Raw genomic sequence first — 10,933 nt, 5'->3', positions numbered from 1 at the left:
AGCCGCTCCGCGCTCGGAGGATTTGAAAATTTTAGCGGCGTGCTCCCGAACCGGACTTCCCTCTTGCGTTTCCATCATCAGCAACTCGGCATAGCCGCTCAGGACTCCGAGCACGTTGTTCAGGTCGTGGGCTACGCCTCCGGCCAAGGTTCCGATAGCTTCCATTTTTTCCATCCGGCGCAGGCGTTCCTCGAGATTCCGGCGTTCCTCCTCCATCTGCTTGTGTTCGGTGATATCCTCGATCATTCCCATGACACCGACGACCGTTCCGGCGCCATCGAGGATCGGGACAAGGTGGGCCCGAAGGTATAACTTCTTGCCCCACTTGGAGGTGTAGGGATACTCGCCGGTGATCAGGCGGGACTCAGCGAGGCATTTTTTGAAGTCGGCCGCGATTCCGGCTTCAATGAGGGGTGGATAAGTCAACAGATTGATCGCTTTCGTGGCCATAGCCGACGGGGAACCAAGAATGCGCAGCAAAACCGGATTAATGTCGATGATACTCCCTTCCAAGTTGGCGGTCAGGATGCCCATCGGGGCATTGTCCACCATGCTGCGATGGCGTTCTTCGCTTTGGCGCAGGGCTTCCTCCGCCCGTTTATGCTCGATCATCATCGCCACTTGGTTGGAAACGAACACCAGGACATCTTTGTCGGTTTCGCTGTAACGGACCGACTCGGAGTAGGTCTGGACGGTCATCACGCCGATTGTTTCTCCAACCTGTGTCTTCAACGGTACTCCCAGCCAGTCCAAAGATGGAGCACCGATGGATTCGACCTCACCGGACTTGACCAGCCGCTCGAAAACCTCCGGTGCCGCCAGAAGCGGCTGTCCGCTACGCAGTACGTAACCGGTCAGGCCCCTGCCTGGAGGGTCCGAAGGTGGAGTGGCATCGAGCTCATCGACCCAGTAGGGAAAACGGATTAAATCGGCATCACGGTCGTAGAGAGCGATGTAAAAATTCCGGGCCGGCATCAGTTCGCCGATGATGGCATGGATCGACCGGTAAAGTTCTTCCAGGCTGGTCGCCGTCTGGGCGGCCTCCGTAATCCGGTAGATCGCCTTCTGCTCCTTTGCCGACCGCATCCATCCGGTGATATCCTGACAGGCGAAAAAAACCACCAATTGGCCGCCGGGCAAGCGGATCGCTCGCGAGAGCGCCTTGACCCATATCAGGCCCCCATCCCTGCGGACTTTGCGAAAATCTCCGTGCGCGGCTTCCATGGGCCGATCCAAACAGGCGGCCAACTGCAGGGACACTTTCGGTTTATCCTCGGAAAAAACAACATCCAAGATCGATCTACCGACCAGATCGTCCGCCGCATAACCCAACTGTTCGCAGCCGGAACGATTGACCGAAAGGATGAAGCCCTTGGCATTCACCGTAAAATAAATGGCGGGATTGTTTTCATACAATATCCGGTACCGCTCTTCACTGGTCAGCAATTCCGCTTCCGCGTGTTCGCGTTCATGGATCTCATGCTGCAATTCTTCCCGCCGCAATTCGTCCTCGAATTTTTTTTTCTTGAAAAAACCAGTGTCCTCGAACGGGGCTATACTTTTGGCGATTTGCGGATATTTTTTTAGGTAGGCGTCGATATGATTGCCAATCATGTCCGGATGCCCCATGATAAACCGGCAGTGGCTGTCCCCTCTGGCCTGGCACATGATTTCCGCGGCCTCCAGCGGCACGCCGAAGCTCTCCTCGCACCAACCGGAGGAGTATCCGGCATTCATCACGCAAACCGGAAACTTCGTTTTTTGCCCGGTCGCTTGCCAGGCCTGGGATTCAAACGAATGGGGATGGTCATAGATCAGCAAATAATCCTCGCTCGGAACCGGATGGCTTTCCGGGAGGATGTTGACGACCCCCCATCCCGAATAGGCGAAGTGGACCGGCCCGACGGACAGCTTTTCAATGGGCGTCTTTAAGTTCATTTGTGCATGAAAATTCTTGGCATCGGCCACGCCGATGGCATGGGCAAAATCAAAGAGGAGATCGCGTGTCAGGGCCAACGCCTCCTTGTCGCTTTTGTCGGAATAAAGCTTTTTAATCACCTCAAAAAATTCAACCGACAGCGATGCAGCCCTGATGAGAATGTATCGATGACCGACGATTTCAATCGTGCCTTCGGAGGGATTTTCTTTTTTCTTGCTGAAGTACTTTCCTACCAATTCCTGGGAGCGCTGAAAGATTTTCCTGAGATCCGCCGGGACGCTGACCGTTTTTTTGCTCTTCATTTCCTGCCTTGTCTAAATAGTTAGGGTCGTCAATTATAATGGCATCATTTCTCGAGATATTCAACACGCTTGCAGCGGAAGTAGCAAATCTACCCAACCGCCCCACAGGATGACTTCACTGAAAGTACTTCACACCCGAAGCGAAGAGCTTCTGGTCCTTGTCGCCGGGGATGTTCTGCAGGACGTGTGGGCTGATGCGGTCGCTGTGGGCCATCTTGCCCAGGATGCGGCCGTCGGGGCTGCTGATCGCCTCGATGGCCAGCATGGAGCCGTTGGGGTTGAAGAAAGAATCCAGCGTCGGCTTGCCTTCGAAATCGACATATTGCGTGGCCACCTGGCCGAGGGAGAAGAGGAGCTCGACGGTCGCCGCCGGGGCCACGAAGCGCCCCTCGGCGTGGGCCACCGGCAGGGTATGGATGTCGCCGGCCCGGCACAGGCCGAACCAGGGCGAGAGGGTCGAAACCAGCTTGGTGCGCACCGGCCGCGACACCAGGCGACCGATGAGGTTGAAGGTCAGGGTCGGCGAATCGGCCGTCAGCTCGCGGATCTCGCCATGAGGCAGCAGCCCCAGCTTGACCAGGGCCTGGAAGCCGTTGCAGATGCCCAGGATCAAACCGTCCTTTTTGTCGATCAATTCATGAATGGCATCGCGCAAACTGGGATGGCGGAAAACGGCGGCGATGAATTTTCCCGACCCGTCCGGCTCGTCGCCGGCGCTGAAGCCGCCGGGGAGCATCAGGATCTGCGAGCGCTTGATCGTTGCGGCCAGCTCGCGGCTGGAGGCTTCGATGTCAACGGCGCGCTGGTTGCGGAAAACGAAGGTCTCCGGCTTGCCGCCGGCCCTGGCGAAGGCCCTTGACACGTCATACTCGTTGTTGGTGCCGGGGAAGACCGTGAGCAGCACCCGCGGCCGGACCAGCGGGCGATGGCCGCGGCCGCGTGAGCAGGCGCGCTCGTGCGCCAGCGGCCGCTCCCAGCCTGGGTCGGCAACAAGCGGTTTCTTTTCCACCCGGGTGGGGAAAACATCCTCCAAAGGTTTTTCCCAATGCTCGCGCAGCGAGGCGAGGTCGAGTTCCAGGCCGTTGACCTTGATCACGGCCTCGGGCAGGGTCTTGCCCAGGACGCGGCAGTCGAGCCCAGAAAACAGCTCGGAGACGTTTTCCTTTTCAGGCACCTCCAGAACCAGCGAGCCGATGGCCGGAGTGAAAAGCTCGGCAACGATCTGCGGGGCATCAAAGGCCATGCCCAGCCGGTTGCCGAAGCACATTTTGCTCAAACCCTCGGCCAGACCGCCGCCGTGCAGCGACTGGGCGGCCAGGAGCTTCCCCTTGTTGATCAGGTTGTGCACCCGGGCATAATTCTTTTTCAAGGCAACGAAATCGGGCATTTCACGGTTGTCCCGGGGCAAGGGCAGCCATAGGACCTGACTGCCGGCTTTTTTGAATTCCGGGGATACCACCCGGCGCACGTCCACGCCGGTGACGGCGAAGGCGACCAGGGTCGGCGGCACGTCGAGTCTGCCGAAAGTCCCCGACATGCTGTCCTTGCCGCCGATGGCCGGGATCTCCAGCTGCTGCTGGGCAATGAACGCCCCCAGCAGCGCGGCGAACGGCAAGCCCCAGCGGCGCGGGTCGCGGCCGGGCTTGGGAAAGTATTCCTGCAGGCTCAGGCGCACGCAACGGAAATCGCCCCCGCAGGCTGTCACCCTGGCCACGGCCTCGATGACGGCGTACAGACCGCCGTGAAAAGGGCTCCAGCTCGACAGCTGCGGGTTGAAACCAAAGCCCATGACCGTGCCGCTGTGGGTCTCGCCGCAAAGCAGGGGAATCTTGGCGATCATGACATCGGCCGGGGTGGCCTGGTATTTGCCGCCGAAGGGGGAGAAAACCGTGGCCGCGCCGATCGAGCTGTCAAAGCGCTCCACCAAGCCTTTTTGCGAGCAAACGTTCAGGGATGACAGGACCTCGGTCCAGGACATTGCCAGATCGGGTAGCCGTGCCAACGCCGGGGCGGTCTTGAAAAAATCCTTGCCCACATCGGGAGCCGCCACCTCGACGGACGCCTGGCGCTCGGCGCCGTGGCTGTCCAGGAAATCGCGGTCAAGATCGACGATGGTGCGGCCGCGCCATGCCATGCGCAGCCGACGCCGGGCGACCACCGTGGCAATCACGGTGGCCTCCAGGTTCTCGGCAGCGGCGAGCCGCTGAAAGCGGCTGGCGTCGGCGCCGGCGACCACCACCGCCATGCGTTCCTGCGATTCGGACAAGGCCAGTTCGCCGCCGTCCAGCCCGGCGTATTTTTTGGGCACGCGGTCGAGATCGACGTCCAGCCCCGGCGCCAGCTCGCCGACCGCCACCGCCACGCCGCCGGCTCCGAAATCGTTGCAGCGCTTAATCATGCGGCTGGCGACCGGGTCGCGGAACAGCCGCTGCAGCTTGCGCTCGCCGGGCGGGTTGCCTTTCTGGACTTCGGCTCCGCAGCTGGCCAGGGACGATTCGCCGTGGGCTTTCGAGGAACCGGTGGCGCCGCCGATGCCGTCGCGGCCGGTGCGGCCGCCCACCAGCAGCACCTTGTCGCCGGGGCGGGGGACGCGGCGTCTGACGTTTTTCCTGGGCGCGGCGCCGATGACGGCCCCGATCTCCAGGCGCTTGGCCACGTAACCTGGATGATAGACCTCGCTGACCTGGCCGGTGGCCAGCCCGACCTGGTTGCCGTAGGAGCTGAAGCCGTGGGCGGCCTCGGTCGTGATCTTACGCTGGGGGAGTTTTCCCGGCAGGGTGTCGGCCACAACGGCGCGCGGATCGCCGCTGCCGGTCACGCGCATGGCCTGGTAGACGTAAGCCCGCCCCGACAGCGGATCGCGGATCGCCCCGCCCAGGCAGGTGGCCGCCCCGCCGAACGGCTCGATCTCGGTGGGATGGTTGTGGGTTTCGTTCTTGAACATCACCAGCCACTCCTCTTTCTTGCCGTCGATGTCTACGGTCACGGCCATGCTGCAGGCGTTGATCTCCTCGGAGAACTCCACGTCGTTCAGGCGCCCGGCGGCGCGCAGTTCGCGCATGGCCAGCAGTGCCAGGTCCATCAGGCAGATCGCCCCCGGCCGCTCGCCGTACAGCCCATAGGCCGCGCGCACGGGCTCGCAGCTCGGGTCCGGGTCGATGGCAACGCGGGAGAGGGCGGTCAAAAAGGTCGTGTGCCGGCAATGGTCGGACCAGTAGGTGTCGAGCAAACGGATCTCGGTCAGGGTCGGGTCGCGTTGCTCCGTGTCGCGAAAATAGGCCTGGCAATGGCGCAGGTCGGCCGCGTCCATGGCTAATCCCAACTCGTTTCCCAGCGCGGCCAAGGCGGCGGCGGACTTGGAAGCGAACTTTTTCAAGACCGGGACGGCGGCGGGAGCGGGGGCGCGAAAAGCCAGCGAGGTCGGCTTGGAAAGAGCCGCTTCGCGGCAATCGACAGGGTTGATGAAGTAGCGTTTGATCCTTTCCAGCTCTTCGGCGCCGAGGTTGCCGCGCAAGACGACGACCCTGGCCGTGACCACCAGAGGCTGTCCCGCCCTCTGGCGGGACGTCCCCTTGGGGGATTCGCTTCCCGGCGAGAGCAACTGCAGGCATTGGGCGGCCGAGTCGGCCCGCTGGTCGTACTGGCCGGGGAGGAACTCGCTGGCAAACGCCGTCTCGTCAACGGCCAGGGGAAAGCACTCGTCGTATATTTCGTCGACCGGAGGCTCGGCGAAGACGGCCTGCCGCGCCCTTTTCATTTCTTGGGCGCTGATACCCGAGACATCGTAGCGGTTAAGCAGGCGCAACCCGCGCAATCCCGCGACGGCCAGGTTTTCACGCAGGTCGAGCAGCATGGCTTTGGCTTCGATGTCGTAGCCCGCTTTCTTCTCAACGTAAATCCTTCTGATTACAGCCATTTGCAAAGCTCCTTTCCCTTCCCCGCCACCGGCTTCATCGCCCCGCCTCGCTTTTTTCCAAATCGGCCATCAAGGCGTCCAGCCGTTTCCCCCAGACGCTGTCGCCGGCGCGGCTGCGCATGGCAACGATATCGGACCGCAGTTGCGGGAAAAATTCGGGCTGGCGCTTCAGGTACTCATGCAGGGCAACGATCAGCGCCGCGAGCCTGGCGTTGCCCGTTGGCCGCTCCGCTTCACGGAGCAGCAGCCGGCTCTGCTCGCGGAAGAATTCGGCGATGAAGAAGAACACCGCCGCGTCGCCGCGAAAGCAAAGTATCTCGAAAGCGCCTTCGGCCACGACTTGGTCGCCATGGTGCAGGTAGGAGATGAAGCTCTTGGCGTCGTTTGCGGCGAGTATCTTTTTGAAGACCTTCATGGTGATCTGGAAAAGTTCGAGGTTTTTGCTGCCGTGCAAGAACCGGGGCAGCATGGCCAAAAAAGGATTGTTTTTCCTAATGCGGACGATAGCCTGGGCGATCGGCTCGCGCAGCGGGGTGTTCTTGTTTTTGGCCAGGGTCCGGTCCAGGATATCCAGGGCGCGGCGGTCGTTGTATTTGGCGATGCTGTTGATCGCTTCTTCGCGCAGGAGATTGTCCTCGCCGAGCTCGATGACCGAATTCAACGGCACCAGGAAAGCGGAGCTGCGGATGTAGCCCGCCATGCGCACCAGGTTGATGCGGGTGGGGATGCTGATGTAGGTGCCGGTGATGTAGTGGGCGATGGCGTTTTCGGTTTCCCGGCCCCCTTTTTTGACCAGCGCTTCCAGGTGCAGGCGGAAACGCTTGTCATCGGGATCGACGGCCCGCCCGACCAATTCGTCGATCTGCTCCAGGTACGAATTGATCGTCGCCAGGACCATGGCCGCCTTATTTTTTCCCGGCGAAACGCCGGTAAATCGCCTCGACCCCGGACAGCAAGTCGTCCCGGGAAAAGGCTTTTTCCAGCTCGGCCGCCGAACAGACGGCGCCAATGGCGGGGTCGGCCAGGATCAGCTCGCGGAAACCGCGCTTTTCCCGCCACGACTTCAAGGCCAGCTCCTGGACCAGTTCGTACGCCCGCTGGCGGGCCAACCCCTTGTCCAGCAGCAAGGTCAGCACCTTCTGGGAAAAATAGACCTCATGGGTCAGCTCCAGGTTTTTGCGGATGTTTTCGGGATAAACCGCCAGGTGCCGCAAGACATCGATCATATCATCCAGCAGAAAGACCCCCAGGTGAAAAGAATCGGGAAAAATGACCCGTTCGGCCGAAGAATGGGAAATATCGCGTTCATGCCAGAGGATGTTGTTTTCCAGGGCGACGGCCAGGTTGGCGCGCAAAATCCGCGCCAGCCCCGAAACCCGCTCGCAGCGGACGGGGTTGCGCTTGTGCGGCATGGAGGACGAGCCCTTCTGGCCGCTGGTAAAAGGTTCCTCGACCTCCAGCACCTCGGTCTTTTGCAGGTGCCTGATCTCCACCGCGATCTTTTCCAGGCTGCTGCCGAGCAGGGCCAGGGCCCAGATCACTTCGGCGTGGCGGTCGCGCTGGATGATCTGCGAGGAGACCCGGCACGGCTTCAGGCCCAGCTTTTGCAGCGCCCGCTCTTCCCCGGCCGGCGGGAAATGGATATAGGTGCCGACCGAACCCGACATTTTTCCCACCGCGGTGATCTCCCTGGCCCTGAGCAGCCGCTGGCGGTTGCGCTCCATCTCGTCATACCAGATTAGGAACTTGCAGCCGAAAACGATCGGCTCGGCGTGGATGCCGTGGGTGCGCCCGATGGCCGGCAGGTCCTTGTAGGCGAAGGCCTTTTCCAGGAGAATTTTTTTCAGGGTTTCGACCCGGGCCAGGACGATGGCCAGGGATTCCTGGATGAGCAGTGAAAAGGCGGTGTCGACCACGTCGTAGGAGGTGACGCCCTTGTGCACGTAGGCGGAATCCTTGCCGATGGATTCCTCCAGCGACGTCAGGAAGGCGATGACGTCGTGCTTGACCTTTTTTTCGATCTCGCGGATGCGAGCCGGGTCGACGGCGGCTTTTTCCCTGATGCGCTTCAGGCTCGCGGCCGGCACGCCGCCCATCTCGGCCCAGGCCTCGGTGATCGCCAGTTCGACTTCCAGCCACTTGCGGTACTTGTTATCTTCGCTCCAGATAGCGGCGATCTCGGCCGCTTCATACCTGTCTATCATGGCCTCGCTCCTGCATTAAATTATAGCAACATTCCGGCCGCTTGTATAGATTGAACTGCGCCAAACAGGCTGGCAAACCGGCGTTCGCGGGCGGTGTATTCCCGGTCCGGCGGTGAATTTTTTCCGATCCTGCGCAGAGAGCCGCTGCTTGCATATTGACATATTTTAATTCAACAATATAATCTGCGCTGAAGACAATGGGTGATTCGGAAACAAGATGGAGGAAACAGGCAACATGGGCAACGATGGCTGCACTGTGCCCAGGGGAGGGGAAATGACAAAAATAGTATTGCTTATTTTTTCATTGATCGTGATCCCGGCCTTCCGGAGTGAGGCGGCCGAAGTCGAAAAAGCGGTTCAAGCCCAGGACCTGAATTCGCTGCAAGAACTGGAAAAAACAGCCAGGAAGGAATCATTGGCCTTCCTTTGCCTGATCAAAAAAATGGAGCCCGAAAAAAAGAATTCCAGCCGCTGGCGCAAAGTGGAAAAGGGAAAAGTGGTCAAGAACCGCTGCAAAGTGTATGACGCCCTGGATGAAAACGCCAGGACGCTTTATTCTCCGCGCCTGAACGAAGAATTCACCATCATTGAAAAAAATGACGAATTCTTCAGGATCCTCCTGCCGGGCGGCCGTGAAGGCTGGATCGAAGAAAAATGCCTGCAGACGTTCAGCGTCAATGAGGAGGAAATCCAGACGAAATTCAAGGGGGTCGCCAACTCACAGATCAATCAATTCATGACAACGGCCGGAGAAATTTATGCCCGCCTGGCCAGGCAAAAAGATAGTGCTGAAAAAATCTATGAAAAATATCGCGATCTGCCGCTTTCGGGGCCAAGGACGATCAAGGAAATCCGCAGCGCTTACGGTAAAATTTCCAGATATTTCCAGTATGGAGATTATTTTTACCGGGAGTATGTCCGCGACCGGAAACTGCTTTTCAGCGCCGGAAGCGATGCCCTGGCCAAACTTTCGGCCTGGGGCGAACTGTTCCTGGGGACATCCTCCCATGTAACCGAGATGCCCGGCAGCCAGAGCGAAGAGAACAAGGGCGGCAGCCACGATATTTCCCTTGGCGCGAGTTACGCTTTAAAAGAGAATTCACAAATGGAACTTTCATTCAGCAGCCGCCGCGAGATCATCCAGACGCCGTTCAGCAACACCGCTATCCAGGCCGGGTACTCGCTCCGGGGCAGCGGGAAAATGAACGTTCACGCCGCGTTCAGTTACAATTCTTACAATGATGAGACAAACGACTTCAACAACTTCAGCCAGGTAGCCTTAAAAACCGACGCCAGTTTCGACCTGCGGCCCGGCCAAACGCTCCGGCTGGATTATTCTTTCGCCAACAACAGTTTTGCCAATGACCAGACCGCCGGTTTTGCCAACCATGCCCTGGCTGCCGGGCTTAATTTTCAAGTCAACAAGGAAGCCGGTTTAAACCTGCAATTGCGCTCCAATCTGGAAACCAGCGATTCGGCTTTTCATAAATTCATCTTCCTCTCCCCGTCCATCGGCTATGAGAGGACCAGGGCCAATTCCCGCCTGCTGCTTAAATTCGCGTATGAGCTGATCAGTTTCAAAGAGCTGGAATTGAAAAATTTCAACCGGATTTCCCTGCAACTCGATAGCGCCGGTAGAAAAGGAGATCTCTCCAGGAACGCCGGCCTGTTTTTCATCTATAAGACTTTCCCCAACAATGACCAGTCCAGCTACCTGCAATTGGGCGGAAAATATGCGACCGCGCTCAACGGTCTGAAAACAAGACTCTTTTCAATATCCGTGAACAGCAATCTTTTTACCGCCAACGGCGCCAACAGCTACAGCGAGATGAAGCTGGATTATGGGGGAACCAGCCAGGGCTTTTTCAGCAATTTGACCCTTTACGGCCGTTTCTGGCACAGCCCGGAAGGGACGGGAAGCGGATCGGTAAAACCGCACGTGATCGATTTGTACGCGGCCGCCGGTTTGCGCAGCGCCTTCATCAAGATCGGCCCGGTCATAGCGCTCCATGCCCTGGCCTCTTCCGGGGACGGAACTTCCTTTTTCAAAAGGGACGGCAACCTTTTTCGCATCGGCGCTTTGGCCGAGGCCGAATTCCCGCTGCCGGCCAGGGGCAGGCTGACGCTGAACGCCGCCTATGAGTACGGCTTTGTTTACAATGACGAAATTTCCATCAACCTCGGCTCCGGTGAAATCACCAGCGGCGACGTCGTCCAGCGCCACCCGACCACGTTCCGCATCAACGGCCAGGCTTCCCTGCCGATCCTGCCCCAGCTGGAATTCATCAGCCGCGTCGATTTCTATAAAATTTCAACCGACATGGACCCGTCCATCAGCATCAACCCGATCATCGCCAACCGCATGTTCCTGCTGCTTTTCGGCGTCAGGTACCGCTACAATTAAGGAGGCAAAATGCGAAAAATTGAAATAACGGTTAAAACTATTTTATTGGGGCTGCTGCTGGCCACATGGGCTCATTTTACGCCGCTCCGGCCATCAGCTGGTGTCATGACTATTCTTACTACCGCGTCACCGGCGAGGATAAAAATAATCTGAGCGCAGGAGAATTGC

General features: G+C 59.1%; 5 protein-coding genes. 1 reads left to right on the top strand and 4 read right to left on the bottom strand.

Features of this window, described 5'->3' with window-relative positions; translation table 11 throughout:
- From NTW95_06780 to purB, 4 genes are all read right to left on the bottom strand, one after another.
- The coding region (locus NTW95_06780) for a PAS domain S-box protein (GenBank protein ID MCX6557122.1) at window positions 1-2,241 on the bottom strand (2,241 nt) is incomplete at its 3' end.
- A 115-nt stretch (window positions 2,242-2,356) separates the two neighbouring features.
- The gene (locus NTW95_06775; GenBank protein MCX6557121.1) at window positions 2,357-6,157 is read right to left on the bottom strand and encodes a phosphoribosylformylglycinamidine synthase; all 3,801 of its coding nucleotides are present in this window, start codon (window positions 6,155-6,157) and stop codon (window positions 2,357-2,359) included.
- Between the two features lie 34 nt (window positions 6,158-6,191).
- The gene (locus NTW95_06770; GenBank protein ID MCX6557120.1) at window positions 6,192-7,055 is read right to left on the bottom strand and encodes a hypothetical protein; all 864 of its coding nucleotides are present in this window, start codon (window positions 7,053-7,055) and stop codon (window positions 6,192-6,194) included.
- 7 nt (window positions 7,056-7,062) lie between these two features.
- Window positions 7,063-8,361, bottom strand: coding sequence for an adenylosuccinate lyase (gene purB, locus NTW95_06765; GenBank protein MCX6557119.1), 1,299 nt, complete (start codon window positions 8,359-8,361; stop codon window positions 7,063-7,065).
- Window positions 8,362-8,635: 274 nt separating this feature from the next.
- On the opposite strand from purB, the gene NTW95_06760 reads away from it, so the two are divergent.
- The gene (locus tag NTW95_06760; protein MCX6557118.1) at window positions 8,636-10,765 is read left to right on the top strand and encodes a hypothetical protein; all 2,130 of its coding nucleotides are present in this window, start codon (window positions 8,636-8,638) and stop codon (window positions 10,763-10,765) included.
- Window positions 10,766-10,933 lie beyond the last annotated feature (168 nt).

Source organism: Candidatus Aminicenantes bacterium, assembly GCA_026393795.1.
Lineage (GTDB): Bacteria > Acidobacteriota > Aminicenantia > UBA2199 > UBA2199 > UBA2199.
The sequence above is the reverse complement of the archived record's forward strand: the minus strand, read 5'-3'. Positions and strand labels throughout refer to the sequence as shown.

Coding starts and splice junctions, on each gene's coding strand:
- NTW95_06760 (MCX6557118.1), top strand. CDS start 8,636: ATGACAAAAATAGTATTGCTTATTTTTTCATTGATCGTGATCCCGGCC.
- NTW95_06775 (MCX6557121.1), bottom strand. CDS start 6,157: ATGGCTGTAATCAGAAGGATTTACGTTGAGAAGAAAGCGGGCTACGAC.
- NTW95_06770 (MCX6557120.1), bottom strand. CDS start 7,055: ATGGTCCTGGCGACGATCAATTCGTACCTGGAGCAGATCGACGAATTG.
- purB (MCX6557119.1), bottom strand. CDS start 8,361: ATGATAGACAGGTATGAAGCGGCCGAGATCGCCGCTATCTGGAGCGAA.